Source organism: Ferrimonas senticii DSM 18821 (assembly GCF_000422665.1).
Classification (GTDB): Bacteria; Pseudomonadota; Gammaproteobacteria; order Enterobacterales; family Shewanellaceae; genus Ferrimonas; species Ferrimonas senticii.
The window spans coordinates 343,929-357,945 of sequence record NZ_AUGM01000004.1 but is presented as its reverse complement, the minus strand read 5'-3'; the positions used below and the strand labels follow the sequence as shown (position 1 = coordinate 357,945).

Sequence of the window (14,017 nt, the reverse complement as noted above, 5' to 3'; positions counted from 1 at the left end):
CACTGGCGCCGCAACAACAATGGCGGCGCTTAGTGAAATAGATGATGCCGAGCATAACTGCTCGGCATTGTTGTTGATGGTCGGTTAACTTTCGGCTTCATCGCGGCGTCGCAGTGGTACGGCGACGCCGCCGGGGCGCCACCACCAGCGCAGCAGCCGTTTGAAGTCATCCAAAATCATGTAAAGCGCTGGCACCAAAATCAGGGTTACGGTGGTGGCGAATAAGATCCCAAACGCCAGCGATACCGCCATCGGAATGACGATCTGCGCCTGCAAGCTGGTTTCCAAGGTGATTGGCACCAATCCGAGGAAGGTGGTCAGCGAGGTCAGGATAATGGCGCGGAAACGCTCGGTACCCGCTTGCTGCACTGCTGCCCGTAGCGGTAAGCCTTGGGCGCGAGCTTGGTTGACGAAATCGACCATAATCAGTGAATCGTTAACCACCACCCCAGCTAGGGCAATGATCCCAAACACACTGAGCATGGAGATATCCAGCCCCAGCAACACGTGGCCGAACACCGCCCCAATCATCCCGAATGGGATCACCGACATAATGATCAGCGGTTGGCTGTAGCTGCGCAGTGGGATCGCCATCAACGCGTAGATGGTGAATAGGGCAAAGAAGGTGCCTTGGATAATCAAGCCGGTGTTGCGGGCATCCTCTTCGGCAGAGCCATCGAGGGCACTGGTCATCCCCGGATAACGCAGTTTGAGATCGGGGATAAATTCATCGTTGATCGCTTTAGTGACTTTACCCGGCTCAATCCGTGCCTTGTCGGCGCGAGCTTGGACGGTGATGGAACGGACGCCATCGGTGCGGTTGATGGTCGAGAAGCTCTTTGCCAGCTCGACGGTGGCCACGGCCGAGAACGGCACTTCGTGGCCATCGGGGGTGCGAATTCGCATATTTTCAAGATGGCCAATGGTGCGGCGCTGCTCTTGTGGGTAGCGCACCATCACTTTGACCTCCTCTTTGTTGCGCAAAATCCGCTGGGCTTCATAACCGTAAAAGCCCCAGCGAACTTGCCGTGCCAGATCCGATAGGGTCAGCCCCAGCGCCTCGGCTTCAGGGCGAATGGCCAAGCGGATCTCCTGCGAACCAGAGGAGAAGGTATCTTGGATATCATAGAGGCCATCGTAGGTCGCCAGTTGTTGCTTAAGCTCATCGGCGGCGGCGACCAGTTGATCTAGGTCGTTGCTGTTTAAGCGAAACGCCACATCAGAGCCGGAGTCATTGGTGGAGGCGACCACGTCTAAGGTTTTGACCCCAACTAACTCTGGCATGTGTTCGCGCCAATCGGCGGCGATGGCCACCGCATCGATGTTGCGATCTTCGCCTTTGACCAGCTCAATAACCATTTCGGCGCTGGTGCGCGAGCTTAGGAACACGAACGAATGTTGCACCACCTCTTGGCCGGTTTCCTCGGCCAAGCGAGCGTTGGTATCAAACAGCGATTGTTCCAGCTGCTGGACAACGTTAAGGGTGCTTTGCTCGGAGTTGCCTTGTTCCATCTGCAATTGCACTTGGACGAAATCCGATGGGATATCGGGGAAGATAATGGTCCTTACGTGGCCGGTACCCAGCAGCACCCCACAGACGATCATCAAACCGATAAAGCCAGTTAGCACGCTGTAGCGCCAATCCATCATGGTGCCGATCATTGGCTTGTAACCGTGGTGAATAACCCGTTGCACACCACGGTTAAACGCCTCTTTAAAGCGCACCCACGGGCCCCAGCCCTGACCAGGTTTTGGTGGCGTCATATGCGCTAAGTGGGCCGGCAAAATCAGTTTCGATTCCACCAATGAGAAGCCCAAACAGAGGATCACCACCAGGGCGATGGCTTTGCCGACCACCCCAAGAAAACCGGTGATGATCAGCATCGGGATAAAGGCGGCGATGGTGGTCAGCACCCCAAAGGTGGCTGGCATCGCCACCTTCTTAGCGCCTTTGATCACCGCGTCCATGCTGTGGCCATCTTTTTCGACTTGGGCGTAAGCCGATTCGCCAATGACGATGGCGTCATCAACCACAATCCCCAGCACCAAGATAAAACCAAAGAGAGTTATCAGGTTGATGGAGAGATTAAAGGGATCGAACGGCATCATCAGGACTGCCGCTAAGAAGGCAATTGGCAGCCCCAACATCACCCAGAAGGCCACTTTCAGCTGCAAAAACAGCGCCAGCACGATGAACACCAGCAGCGCCCCCATCGCCATGTTTTCCAGCATCATGTTGAGACGGCCAGAGAGGAACTGTGACAGATCGCCCCAGTAGGCGATCACTAACTCGTCACCAAACTGCTGCTGTTTGTCATCAACGTAGGCTTTGACGGTGTTGGCGATCGCCAGCGCGTCCTCGTCACCGATGCTGCGCACCGCCACCACCACCGATTTTTGGCTATCGAAGCGGGCATAGCCAAGGCGCTCTTCAAAGCCATCGATCACCGTGGCGACATCGGCCAACAGCACGCGACTGCCATCGGCGCGGGTGCGCACTACGATCCGTTCAAAGTCCTCTTGATAATACGCTTGGCCATCAATTCGCAGCGAGATATCGCCATCTTCGGCGCGGATCGCGCCGCCGGGCAGCAACAAAGAAGAACGATTGACCGCGTTGGCGACCTCATCGAAGGTGATGCCGAACTCCCGCAGTTTGTCTTCCGACAGTTCGATCGCCACTTCGTAATCTTTGGCGCCTTGCAACTGAGCACGGCTGACGCCCGGCAGGGCGGTTATCTCATCTCGCACTACTTTGCCAAGCTCTTTCAGTTCGGTATCGCTGAGGTTATCGCCGGCGATGGAGACCCACATCACCTCGGCTTCCGGCTTGATCTGATAGATGTTGGGTTGTTCGATGCTGTCGGGGAAGGTTGAGATCGCATCAACCTGCAGCTTCACCTCATCCAAAATGTCTTTTGGTTCAAAGTCATCTTCCACTTCAATGGTGACGGTGCCACTGCCTTCGTTGGCGCTGGAGCGGATCTTTTTGATCCCCTCAATGTTCTTGATCGCCTCTTCGATTTTGATGGTGATCCCCTCCTCAATCTCTTGCGGCGCGGCGCCGGGGTAGGCGACAAACACCCGCACTAGGTTGAGTTCAAACTTGGGGAAGATCTCTTTGTTGATGGTAAAGGCCGACATCAATCCGCCGATCAGCAGCACCCACATCAGCAGGTTGGCGGCGACGTTATTGCGGGCAAACCAGGCGATGATGCCAGCTTTGGTATCGCGGCGAGAATCGCCGTATTGCGAGGATGCCATTATTGACCTCCTGCGCTAACCAGTTGGGCGGCGCTACTTGGGGCTTTGGCGTCGGGACTGGTGGGCACCGCCTCGCCGGCCACTTTCACTTTGCGGCCGTTATCGACGCCATTTAGCGCGGTTAGGCTTAAGCGTTCGCCGGGGTTGAGCTCGGTGCGGATGTAGATCTGCTCCAGATCGCTGCGAACTACCTCGACTGGGCGCAATTCGACGGTGTTGTCGGCTTTGACTACGGTGATCCGTTGGCTGCGCACCGCGTGGCGGGGTAGGTTAACTAAGTTATCGACCTTAATGCCGTCGATGGCGGCATTAACGAAAGCGCCGTAGGGCAGGGCTTGGTTTTGCAACCCTTTAAGGTTGTAGGGATCGCTTAGTTCGGCCACCAGATAGATCATCCGGTTGTTGGCATCAATTTGCCCTTCGCTACGCACCAGTTGCGCTTGCCATGTCAGGGTGTTGGCGCCAACTTGGTAGCTTAAGTTGACCTTGGCATCGTTACCGCCCAGAAACATCATCTCGGCTGGGGCAACTGGCAAGCGGATCTGGGCAATGTCGGTGCCGTTGATCTGGCCAAGGTTATTGCTGACATTGATGTATTGGCCGAGATCGACGCTGCGGCTGGCGATAATACCGGCAAATGGGGCGCGAATTTCGGTGCGTTCAAGATTACGTTGGGCTCGGGCTAACGTCGCTTCGGCGCTGCGGACATTGGCTTGCTCTTTCGCCAGCTGCGGTTTGCGAAGGCCAAGTTCCGGCGGAATGCCTTCAATCACCCCGCGCCATTCGGCTTTGGCGACCTCACCACGGGCGATCTCCTCTTGCAGTTGCGCTTGCGCTTGCGCCAAGTTGGCTTCGGCTTGGGTTAAGTCAGCACGGTAGTCGGCCTGTTCGATGGTGGCCAACAGTTGTCCCTCTTTGACAAAGCGGCCGACCTCGAAGTCAGTCGCCAACGACACTAAGCGGCCGCTGACTTCAGCCACCAGTTGGGTCTGACGCTTAGGTTGCACTACGCCGTAGGAGCGCAGGCTTAATTGATGGGATTGAGGCGTGACCTCGACCACCTCCACAATCGGTAGGTTTTGCTGCGGCTGTTTTTTTGGTTGCTCGGGGGCAAACTTAGCCAACACCGCAGACAGGACGATGATAGTGATCACGATGGTAAGGATCGGCAGCAGCCGACGAAGCCATAATCCCATTGTTTTTATTCCTTTAATTTAAAGCCCTACGATGAGTGGGCTTAAGCTAACACGGTGGCGGATGGGCTTGGTTAACTAATTGTAAAAAGCTGTGGCAGGGTTTGCCATCATCTTCAAGCTATGCCAAAACTGCGCCGTCTTAACTGTGATTGAAACGCCATGAGCAATGAACAACTTATCGAGCAGTTTTGTGACCAACTGTGGTCGCAGCGTGGTTTGTCAGATAATACCTTAGCCGCCTATCGCCACGATCTGCTGCATCTGGATCGCGCCTTTGCCGGCGAGCGTGGCCTGCTAACGCTTAGCGCCAGCGATCTGGATCACTACTTCAGTCTGCGCAAGCAACAAGGCTTGGCGGCGTCGTCGAATGCGCGGGCGTTAACCAGTTTAAAGCGGTTTTATGGTCACGCCTGTGCAACCAAACAGATTGAGGCCGATCCCACCATCAAGTTGGTGCGACCGAAATTGCCGCGAGATCTGCCGGATACTCTATCCGAAGCCGATGTTGAGGCGCTGCTGGCAGCGCCAAACCTTGATCTATTGATAGAACTTCGCGACAGCGCGATGTTGGAACTGTTGTACGCCACCGGTCTGCGGGTCACCGAATTGGTGAGTTTACGGTTGGAGCAGATTGGCTTAGTGCAGGGGGTTGTCCGGGTAGTTGGTAAAGGTGGCAAAGAACGGTTAGTACCGATGGGCGAGGCCGCGCAGCAGCGGCTAGAGCAATACCTGCGCCATGGCCGTGGCGAATTGTTGGGGCTTGGGCGCTCTGATGTGGTGTTTCCCTCTAAGCGTGGTACTCAGATGACGCGGCAGACTTTTTGGCATCGAATCAAGCATTATGCTGTGCTTGCGGGGATCACTAAGCCATTGTCACCGCACACCCTACGGCACGCGTTTGCTACTCATTTGCTTAACCACGGCGCGGATCTGCGAGTGGTGCAATTGTTGTTAGGTCACAGTGACTTATCCACTACGCAAATCTATACCCATGTAGCTAATGCGCGCTTGCAGCAGCTGCATCAGCAACATCATCCCCGCGGTTAAGTGAACCTAAGTGTTGGCTGAATCACATAAAAAGCGCGATCACTCACTGATCACGCACTGGTCGCTGGCAATTAATCGCCAATTGCGGCAACTTTTTGTCGATTTGATGGGTCTACTGGCCCGACGTAGCAATTATTTGGATCCTCGCAGTATGAAAAAGTCAGTCGCCTCGGTACTGGTGAGCGCGCTAATGGCGTTCTCGGTCAGCGCCGCCACTGTTACCGACAGTGCCGCCATCGCAGCCAAAGTGAAAAGCACCTTAGGTGTACAAGTAGATAAAGTGGTGCCATCGCCGGTGGCGGGGATGTTGCAACTGCACACCGATAAGGGGATTTTTTACATCAGCGAGGATGGTAAAACCCTGTTCCACGGCAACCTGTACGATCTTGATAACCGCATGGCCAACTTAACCGATGCGGCGTTGACCGAAGTTCGTCGTGATCAGCTGGCGAAGTTGGATGGCACCACCATCGATTTTCCAGCAGACAATGAAAAGTACGTGATCTCGGTCTTTACCGACATCAGCTGCGGCTACTGCCGTAAGCTGCACGACGACATTGCCGAGTACAACAAGCTGGGGATCACCGTGCGCTATTTAGCGTTCCCGCGTAACGGCCAAAACGCCGGTACTTGGGACGAGATGGAAGCGATCTGGTGTGCCGCCGATCAGCAGCAGGCGATGACCGATGGCAAGACCACCAGCCAGCGCCTGTCGAAAACCGACTGTGCTGCCGCTAAGCACGTTGCCACCCACTACCAAGTTGGTGGTGGCCTTGGGGTAACGGGTACGCCAGCGATTGTTACCCAAAACGGCGATCTTATCCCAGGTTACATGCCGCCGCAGCAACTGCTGGAAGCGCTTAAACGCAGCTAAATTTCGATCTCCGCAATCGTCAGATGGTTGTGCAGATTTGCTTCAAGGCATCGCGGCAGCGGTGCCTTTTTGTTGGCAGGCGCGTTACCATCAACCGACTTGCATCTTGATAGGCCCCCGCTATGGTTCGCATTACCCGTCGCGCTGACGCTGACACCTCCGCTTTGACCCATTTAGATCCGTTACTGGCGCAGATTTATGCCCGCCGTGGCATCAGCGACAGCAATCAATTGGGGCTGGAACTTAGCGACATATTAAGCCCCAGTTCGATGCTTGGGCTGCGCGAAGGCGCCACGCTGCTGGCCGATGCCATTGCCGCACAAAAGCGGCTGGTGATTGTTGGTGACTTCGATGCCGATGGCGCGACCTCCAGCGCGGTGGTGATGCTGGCGCTGCGCTCGATGGGGGCGCGATTCGTTGATTACATCGTGCCGAACCGTTTCGACTACGGTTACGGCCTCAGTCCACCGCTGGTGGCTCTGGCGCAGCAGGGTGGCGCCGAGGTGTTGATCACCGTCGATAACGGTATTTCGGCGCACGCTGGGGTTGATGCCGCTAAAGCCGCTGGGATGCAGGTATTGGTTACCGATCACCATTTACCGGGCAGCACCGTGCCGGACGCCGATGTGATTGTGAACCCCAACCGCGATGAGTGCGGTTTTGGCTCGCGGGCGCTGGCGGGCGTTGGTGTGGCGTTTTATTTAATGTCGGCGCTGCGGGCAGAATTGCGCCAGCGCGACTGGTTTGCCCAGCAACAGATCGCCATGCCCAACTTAGCGGATTGGCTCGATATCGTTGCGCTTGGCACCGTCGCCGATGTGGTGCCACTGGATCACAACAATCGAGTGTTAGTGCATCAAGGACTGCGCCGCATTCGCGCTGGTCGTTGTCGTCCGGGGATCCAGGCGCTGCTGGAGGTAGCCAACAAAGAGTTGCCACGGATTGTGGCTTCGGACTTGGGCTTTACCGTTGGCCCAAGGCTGAACGCCGCTGGCCGTCTGGATGATATGGCGTTGGGGATCGCCTGTTTGCTCACCGATGACATCAACGAAGCGCGGCAAATTGCCGCCAGCCTTGACGGCTTGAACCGCGAACGACGCGAGATTGAGCAAGGGATGCAACAGGAGGCGCAAGCGGCGTTAACCAGGTTAAACCTTGGCGGTCAGCAACTGCCGTGGGGATTGGCGCTCTATCAAAGTGATTGGCACCAAGGGGTGATTGGCATTTTGGCGTCGCGGATTAAAGAGCAATACCACCGCCCGGTGATCGCCTTTGCTGAAGCGGGCGGTGGTGAAATCAAAGGCTCGGCGCGTTCCATTGAAGGGCTGCATATGCGTGATCTGCTGGAGCGGATCGATACCCAGCATCCGGGGCTGATCTTGAAATTCGGCGGCCACGCGATGGCGGCGGGCTTGTCACTGAAAGAGGCCGACTACGACCGCTTTGCCGAGTTGTACGATAACGAAGTGCGCAGCACCATCGAGGAGCATCAGTTAACTGGCGAGCTGTTATCCGATGGCGAACTGCGTGCCGAGCAGATGAGTTTGGAAACCGCCCAGCTGCTGCGTAACGCCGGTCCGTGGGGGCAGCACTTCCCAGAGCCGCTGTTTGATGGCCACTTTAAGTTATTGGATCAGCGACTGCTGGCGGATAAACACTTAAAGATGACGGTTGAGACCGAGTGTGGCAGCAAGCAATTTGACGCCATCGCCTTTAACGTCGATCGCAAGCAGTGGCCGGACGCCAGCGTGCAGTGGTTGAACTTGGTCTACAAACTAGACGTTAACCATTGGCGCGGTCGCGATAGTGTTCAACTGATGGTGGAGCACTTAGCCTCGGCGTAACCGCAAGGTTCGCAGATAGATAAATCGCCGCAATTGCGGCGATTTTTTATGGTTTGCAAGCTGCAGGGTTAGGCGGTCTGCATCCTGCGGCGTATGTCCGGATTACAGGAACAGACGTACACCCATGGCGTACTGGTTGTCGCCATCACGGTCTTCGCCGGTGCTGAGGTTGTATTCAGCAAACACCATTACGTTTTCGGTCAGCTGGTGCTGAGCGCCGAAAGAGACAAACGACTCTTCCCACTGGTCGTCACCGTTGCCTTCAAAGCCTGGGCGGTAGTTCGGAGCCTTGTCGTCTTTACCTTGGTAGGAGGCGATCATCTCACCATCGCTTTCCAGCTGACGGTAGGAGACAAATACGGTGGTGTCGCACTCTAGGCCATAAGCGGTGATCGCTTCAAAACCTTTGGAGTCACCAATAAAGCGCATGTTGGCTTCGGTGTTGGTGCCCAGCTGGTAAGAAGCCGCAACGTACAAGCCTTGACCCCATTGACCGTAGGCGGCGCTTACCTGCCAAGATTCCAGTTTATCTTCATATTCGGCTGGTTTTGCTGCAGTGAAGTAATCAGCGTTTAGGATGTCGCCGCCCACGTAGGAGGTGCCCAGTTTGAAATCGGCGATCTGGTAGATCAGGCTACCACCAAGACGTTCGGCTAGGTTTGCGGTTTCGCCCTGCCACTGCAGGCCCACTTTCAAGCTACCGAAGTCACCCAGTTCAAAACCTTTACGGTACTGAACCGCTTGGTCTGCACGGCCCATGCCTGACGCTTCGCCGGAAGTGTCGCCGGTGTAGATGCCCAGTTGGTCTGAGCTGAATACCACTGGCATATCGGTCCACCACGCGGCGTCATAGTAGGTTGACCACTCTTTACCGAACGAAATGCGGCCGTAGTCGGCGTGGCTAACACCAATGAAACCCAAACGGGTGTTCCAAGAGTTACCTTCGTTCATCATGTTGTAGCCGCTTTCGATGGTGGCATCGGCGGTAAAACCGTTGCCCATGTCGCGGGTCAGGTTCAGGTTGATACGCGGTGAGTTAGCACGCAGTTGGGTGTTCTTATCCACGCCTTGGTACCACTCAACGTTGCCAATTTGCGCGGTCAGGTGGCCACCGAGGGTCACTTTGTTAACGCCGTCGTTGTGCAGTTCAATGGCTTGCGCTTGGGTGGTCAGTGCTGCCGCGACGGACAGGAACAGAATCGATTTTTTCATTGGGATTTCCCTAAAAATACTCTGGGTTAGATGGCTAAGACAGAGCGAAGGGCGTGCCAACGGCCGATATTGGGGCGTATATGGGGATTTGTTTGAAGCGTCAGTGGCAATAACGAAATGGCGTAGTAACCATTAACGGAATGTCGTTAATGGTTACGAAATAGCGCGAAAGGAAAGTGATCTGCCGCAAAGTTGGGGGGAAGTGCCAAAAATAGTGAAATTAATGGCTGCGGCAGTTATCGCGCTACGTGGTCGCTGACGAGCTGAAATTAAGGGGCCAAATGGCCCCTTATCGATGATGATGGTAAAGCGCACGATGGACGGCGCTGTTACTTACGCTGCATCTCTGGGTATTCGAACTCGTGGCACTGGTTGCAGTAAACCTTTGGCTTCTTGTGCTCAGCATGGCAGTAAGAGCAGTTCAGATCGGTGCCGTAGTGCAGCGAGTCGTGTGGGTTCGGCTCGTACTTGTGGCTGTGATCTGGGCGAGCGGTGCTCTCGGCCAACTCTTCTACGCTGCCGTGACAGGTGGTGCAGTTTTCTACCGCTGGTGCGGTGTACTTCTTCTGGTCACCATGACAACCGGAACAGTCAACGCTGCCATCGGCTTCGGTGAACATCTCTTGGTGGTAGGATTTCAGCGGCATTTTTGCAGCGACTGCTACGTTTGCCATGCCCAGAGCCAGAACCACACCGGCCAGTACAGTCAGATTACGTTTGATCATTATCGTTATACCTAATTAAGCCAGTTCAAGAGACACAGGGGTGCTGGTTGCCGCGTGTTTCGCCGCGTTACGACCAGTTACTACGCCTTCCGCTACCGCACAGGCACCCAGACGAGACGCGCCGTGGATACCACCGGTGGCTTCGCCAGCCGCGTACAGGCCATCGATTGGCTTGTTGGTAACCAAGTGCAGTACTTCAGAGTTGGTGTTCACGCGAACGCCACCCATGCAGTAGTGTACTTTTGGCCACATGCGTGCGGCGTACCATGGGCCTTCAGTCAGCTCGAACGCTTGCATCAGTGGACGGCCAAACTCTTTGTCTTCGCCGGTGCGAACCGCTTCGTTCCAGTCCGCTACGGTCTGTTTCAGCGCGTCGGCTGGCATGCCGTACAGCGCCGCCAGTTCTTCCAAGGTGTCGGCTTTCTTGATTACGTTGTACTTCATGCCCCACTCCAGAGTCTGAGCACGCTCAGCGCCTTTGTGGTTAACAAAGCCAATTGGGTATACCGGTGCGCCGTTTTCATCACGACGGGTCATGATCGCGTCAGCACGGGCTTTACGGTCAGCCAGTTCGTTGAAGAAACGCTTACCGGTGCGCACGTCTACTACCAGACCATTGATGTAGGTACCGATGGTGTTGAACTGCGATGCAGTACCGAAACCTTTCTCGTCTGGAGACGCCCATGGGCCCAGCTGGATTTCGTTCAGGTGCACTGGGTTGGCGCCGGCCAGCAGCATCAGTTTCAGTGCATCAGCGGTCGCGCCGCCGTGGTTGGTGGAGTCAACATCAGCCGTCAGGCTTGGCTGCTGGATGGTACGGAACTCCAGATCTTGACCGAAGCCACCGGTGGCCATGATCACGCCTTTGCGAGCGCCGTACTGCTTCGGAGTACCAGAGCGCTTCTTCGGCCAGAAGTAGTCCGCTTGCACTTCGATACCGATTACGCGGCCCGCTTCATCTTTGATGAAACCACGCAGATCGTTCTGGGTGTACATGGTTACGCCGTTCTCTTTCGCCACTTTGATCAGTGGGCGAATGATGCCAGCGCCAGAGCTTTGCTTGGTTTGCAGTACGCGAGGGATAGAGTGACCACCGAAGTGCTGTACGAACGGCTTCCATTCGGTGCCGCGCTCTTCCAGCCATTTGGCGGATTCAGCGGTGCCGTTACATACCAGTTCCAGCATCTTCTTGTCGTTCATGCCACGGCCAGCGGCCAGCATGTCTTCAACCATCACAGCAACGCTGTCTTTGATGCCTTCTTTGGCTTGCAGGCTAGAGCCGGCAACCGCCATTGCGCCACCGTTGATGGTGGAGTTACCACCGAATACTGGCATCTTGTCGATAACCAGTACTTTGGCACCGTCTTCGGCTGCTTGTACGGCCGCAGCCATGCCAGCGAAGCCGGAACCTACCACGATGATGTCGTAGATTTCGTCGAATTTAGGGGTAGCTGGTTTGCACTCAGCCGCTTGGCTTGGTGCGGCAACCATCAGGGTCGCGCTGCCCGCAGCCAGAGCGGCGGTCTTTTTCAGCATCGCGCGGCGCGACACATTCATTGGCATATCGTTTGACATGGAGTTACTCCACTAGGGTTTTGATGAACTATGCCAAGCTAAGAGCAGGGGGCGTGCCAACTACCAATTTAGGGGTAAAATGCCGTGAAACTATGATGCCAACAAAGCTATTACGGGATTTCGTGAATGTCGCTACGAAACCTCGTGTTGCCGATTTGTAGTGTGGTTTTATTGAGCGGATCGCTTGGTTTTTGTTGCTTTTAAAAGGGATCTGGCAGCGCCCTTAACGAAATGTCGTGAATGGCTGTATTAAATTACCGCGAATGGAAATTTTATTTTTCAAAAACTCAATAAAAAAGCGCCCTTGAATGGGTTGCTCAAGGGCGCTTTTGTTAAATGTTTACACTAATTAGTTAGAGTTGGTCGATATATTGTTTGGCGGCTTCGATATCTTTAGTAAATGGGCGGTCTTGGGCAACGAAAGGTACCTGTTTACGGAAGTTTTGGTGGACTTCTAAGGTGCCGGCGCCGATGCCGCGTTTTTCATCGCGCATACGGATGTCGATACCTTGTGCCGAGTGCATCATCTCTAGGCCGTACATGTAGCTGAGGTTATCCAGTACCGTATCCATGCGCTGGCCAACCAGCATCATGTGGGTGAAGGTATCTTCGATGTAACCAGCAACCGCTACCCCTTCCAAAGAGACAGGATCGATCAGGGCTTTGCTCTCGGCGAACAAGTTTACGAAGGTCTTTTGGATGGCACCGAAGCCGTGGCCGTGATTTTCCGGTGCATTCATAAAGCGGGTCAGGTGGGTAAACGCAGGGTCTGCCAGTTTTAGAGTACGGAATACCGAGTCGCGGCTAACGTGGCCAAGGGCGATGCTTAGACCTTGCATCTTAACCGCCAATTGTACTGGCTCGAAGTTAGAGGCAGAGAACACGGCACCACTGTATTCGCCGTCAACGAAGTACTTTTGCACCTGTGGCGCATCGGCGTAGGTTTGGCGGGCGTCTTTGCTGTTCAGGACGATAGCTGGGTTATCGTCAGAGCTGTTTAGGTGGGTGTTGATCATCGATTTCAGATCGTGCAGTTCATCCCACGCCGACGCCAGTGACCATTGTGAGCCACGGAAGGCCAGCGGATCTTGCAGCGCGCGTTTGTCGTCAACTTGCCACAGGTACGAGCCATCCAGTTGCGCAGTGATGTCGGCAGAGACTTCAGCGACGTAAGGCATTGGGCGCAGTTCTACGGTTTGCGCTAAGTATGGGGAAACGTTGCCGTTCAGAGCCTCTAAGCTCATCGCGACAACCTTTGGTGCCGCTTCCAGCAGGTGTTCGGTCTTGTTGGCCACATCAACCGCGTAGGCGACAGCCATAGAAGAGTTAGAGAAAATGGACAGCGCGTCTTTGGCGTACAGTTTTACCGGGGTTAAGCCCGCCTGCTTCATCGCATCGGCCGCGGGCATTACTTTGCCTTTATAGGTTACGTCCCACTCGCCCATCATCGCCAGTGCGATGTGCGCTGATGGCAGAATGTCAGCAGTGCCCACAGAACCACGAGCAGGAACACGTGGAACGATGTCGTGGTTAAGAAAATCTACGTACATTTGAGCCACAGCTGGCTGAATACCGATATGGCCGGTCATCAATTGATTTAATCGAATTGCCATTGCCATACGCACGATGTCATCGCTGACGTATGGACCAATCGCTGCAGTATGGGTGTAGGTTAGATCGCGGTTAAATAACTCTGATTTGCCGCGCAGTTCTGGGCTCATCTTGCCGTCTTTGCCAAATACCGGTTGGTCTTTGTTCCAGCCCACGCCAACGGTCAGACCGTACACGCCCATACCTTGAGCGGCACTGGCCAGCAGTACTTGGTGGCCGCGCTCCATCCGCTCTACGCCAGCTTTCGATAAGCTAACCTGTTCGCCCTGATAGCCGATGGCAACGATTTGTTCTGGGGTGATGTTTTTGCCATTCAGTTCAATGGCATCAGCAGCCAGGCTGTAATTGGAAGCCAACAGGCCGGCAACGGCAACGGCGATTTTGGAAATGCAATTCATGGTAATACTCCTGATTAGTAGACCATGAATAAAGAGCAATCGCTGTGCCAACGCTAAATAACCAGGTTGCTGCCGACACTTTATGGGTTAATTGCGATATCGTTGTTCGATTAACTGTATTTCGTAATTTATATTGCGATATTTCGGCTATTGAATGAAGTTCTCTTAAATAAAGTGATTTGGTGTTTTGTTTAATGTTTTTTGCTGATTGGGAAATAACTTTATTATCCGGATTAAATAAAGCGTGATGAGCAATAAGCTGTATTCGATA

At 54.7% G+C, this 14,017-nt stretch carries 9 protein-coding genes; 3 read left to right on the top strand and 6 right to left on the bottom strand.

Annotated features, from left to right (window positions below; genetic code table 11):
* Window positions 1-84 precede the first annotated feature (84 nt).
* On the bottom strand, window positions 85-3,264 hold the full coding sequence (locus G506_RS18895; protein ID WP_035387015.1) for an efflux RND transporter permease subunit: 3,180 nt from the start codon (window positions 3,262-3,264) through the stop codon (window positions 85-87).
* Complete coding sequence (locus G506_RS0105265; RefSeq protein WP_028115951.1) at window positions 3,264-4,460, bottom strand: efflux RND transporter periplasmic adaptor subunit; 1,197 nt, start codon at window positions 4,458-4,460, stop codon at window positions 3,264-3,266. The genes G506_RS18895 and G506_RS0105265 overlap by 1 nt, the downstream gene beginning before the upstream one ends.
* Before the next feature lie 159 nt (window positions 4,461-4,619).
* Here G506_RS0105265 and xerD point away from each other — a divergent pair, with 159 nt between their 5' ends.
* From xerD to recJ, 3 genes are all read left to right on the top strand, one after another.
* Entirely contained in the window at window positions 4,620-5,507 is an 888-nt protein-coding gene (xerD, locus tag G506_RS0105260) for a site-specific tyrosine recombinase XerD (protein ID WP_028115950.1), read from the top strand.
* 151 nt (window positions 5,508-5,658) lie between these two features.
* Window positions 5,659-6,381, top strand: a complete 723-nt coding sequence (gene dsbC, locus G506_RS0105255; RefSeq protein ID WP_028115949.1) for a bifunctional protein-disulfide isomerase/oxidoreductase DsbC — start codon at window positions 5,659-5,661, stop codon at window positions 6,379-6,381.
* A 122-nt stretch (window positions 6,382-6,503) separates the two neighbouring features.
* On the top strand, window positions 6,504-8,225 hold the full coding sequence (gene recJ, locus G506_RS0105250; protein ID WP_028115948.1) for a single-stranded-DNA-specific exonuclease RecJ: 1,722 nt from the start codon (window positions 6,504-6,506) through the stop codon (window positions 8,223-8,225).
* Between the two features lie 102 nt (window positions 8,226-8,327).
* Here the strand turns inward: recJ and G506_RS18890 are convergent, their stop codons facing one another.
* The 4 genes from G506_RS18890 to G506_RS0105230 all read right to left on the bottom strand — a co-directional run bounded on the left by G506_RS18890 (window position 8,328) and on the right by G506_RS0105230 (window position 13,746).
* Window positions 8,328-9,437, bottom strand: a complete 1,110-nt coding sequence (locus tag G506_RS18890; RefSeq protein WP_051201916.1) for a porin — start codon at window positions 9,435-9,437, stop codon at window positions 8,328-8,330.
* A 329-nt stretch (window positions 9,438-9,766) separates the two neighbouring features.
* Complete coding sequence (locus G506_RS0105240) at window positions 9,767-10,162, bottom strand: cytochrome c3 family protein (RefSeq protein WP_028115947.1); 396 nt, start codon at window positions 10,160-10,162, stop codon at window positions 9,767-9,769.
* A gap of 15 nt (window positions 10,163-10,177) precedes the next feature.
* On the bottom strand, window positions 10,178-11,737 hold the full coding sequence (locus G506_RS0105235; RefSeq protein ID WP_028115946.1) for a flavocytochrome c: 1,560 nt from the start codon (window positions 11,735-11,737) through the stop codon (window positions 10,178-10,180).
* Between the two features lie 353 nt (window positions 11,738-12,090).
* Window positions 12,091-13,746, bottom strand: a complete 1,656-nt coding sequence (locus G506_RS0105230; RefSeq protein ID WP_028115945.1) for an HAL/PAL/TAL family ammonia-lyase — start codon at window positions 13,744-13,746, stop codon at window positions 12,091-12,093.
* Between the last annotated feature and the right edge of the window lie 271 nt (window positions 13,747-14,017).

Coding starts and splice junctions, on each gene's coding strand:
- G506_RS18890 (WP_051201916.1), bottom strand. CDS start 9,437: ATGAAAAAATCGATTCTGTTCCTGTCCGTCGCGGCAGCACTGACCACC.
- G506_RS18895 (WP_035387015.1), bottom strand. CDS start 3,264: ATGGCATCCTCGCAATACGGCGATTCTCGCCGCGATACCAAAGCTGGC.
- G506_RS0105265 (WP_028115951.1), bottom strand. CDS start 4,460: ATGGGATTATGGCTTCGTCGGCTGCTGCCGATCCTTACCATCGTGATC.
- dsbC (WP_028115949.1), top strand. CDS start 5,659: ATGAAAAAGTCAGTCGCCTCGGTACTGGTGAGCGCGCTAATGGCGTTC.
- G506_RS0105235 (WP_028115946.1), bottom strand. CDS start 11,737: ATGTCAAACGATATGCCAATGAATGTGTCGCGCCGCGCGATGCTGAAA.
- xerD (WP_028115950.1), top strand. CDS start 4,620: ATGAGCAATGAACAACTTATCGAGCAGTTTTGTGACCAACTGTGGTCG.
- recJ (WP_028115948.1), top strand. CDS start 6,504: ATGGTTCGCATTACCCGTCGCGCTGACGCTGACACCTCCGCTTTGACC.
- G506_RS0105240 (WP_028115947.1), bottom strand. CDS start 10,162: ATGATCAAACGTAATCTGACTGTACTGGCCGGTGTGGTTCTGGCTCTG.
- G506_RS0105230 (WP_028115945.1), bottom strand. CDS start 13,746: ATGAATTGCATTTCCAAAATCGCCGTTGCCGTTGCCGGCCTGTTGGCT.